Source organism: Streptomyces milbemycinicus, from assembly GCF_002154605.1.
Classification (GTDB): domain Bacteria; phylum Actinomycetota; class Actinomycetes; order Streptomycetales; family Streptomycetaceae; genus Streptomyces; species Streptomyces milbemycinicus.
Genome location: NZ_MUNE01001247.1, coordinates 1 through 699, shown reverse-complemented (window position 1 = coordinate 699; position 699 = coordinate 1). Strand labels below are relative to the sequence as shown.

The 699-nt window shown below is 75.3% G+C and carries 1 protein-coding gene; it reads right to left on the bottom strand.

Annotated elements, in window-relative coordinates; all coding sequences use genetic code 11:
- Nucleotides 1-60: 60 nt before the first annotated feature.
- On the bottom strand, nt 61-699 hold a 639-nt coding region (locus CCN51_RS52405), incomplete at its 5' end, for a cell wall protein (RefSeq protein WP_425444820.1).

The following is a 699-nucleotide window of genomic DNA, read 5'->3' as shown; positions in this document are numbered from 1 at the left end:
CGCCGGTCCAGCCGAGCAGCCCGGCGGTCAGCAGCGGGGCCGCCCCGGCGGGCGGCGCGATCACCGTACTCTCCCCGGTGGCGGCCCGACCGAGACCCGGACGATGTCCACGGCCCCGTCCGCGGGCCGCCACGCGCCGAGGACCTGGGCGCCGTCGCCCACCCGCAGCCGGGACAGATCGGAGGTGGGGGCGGTGCGCGCGTACGAGGCGCTGGTGGTGGCCGGGGACAGATGGCCGACGATCCGGTGCGCTCCGTGCGTCAGATGGAGCCGGTCCTGTTCGATACCGCGGACGGTGGCGTAGAGGTTGACGATGTTCACCCACACCGCGTCGGCGGCGACGGTGCCATCGGGCATCGGGACACCACGGGCGTAGAGCCCGTCACCGGCCTCGATCTCCTCGGCGGTGGCGACCCCCGCCTTCCAGACGCTGGTGGCGTTGGTCAGCCGTACCCGCGCCCGGTCGCCGTGGGATCCGGCGATGTCCAGCACACTGCCGTCGATCCGCTGGATCCGCCCCTCCACGAAGGCGCTCCGGGCGACGGCCGGGTCCAGCGGCTCGAGGGGCGCGGTGAAGGCGGCGTCGGCGTCGACGGCGCCCAGCGAGGTCGCGCCGACGATGGTGGCGCCACCCAGGGCCACGGTGGTCAGAAACCGCCGTCTGCCCTGGTCCGCAGGGGCTTTGAGGCGGCCGGGGGC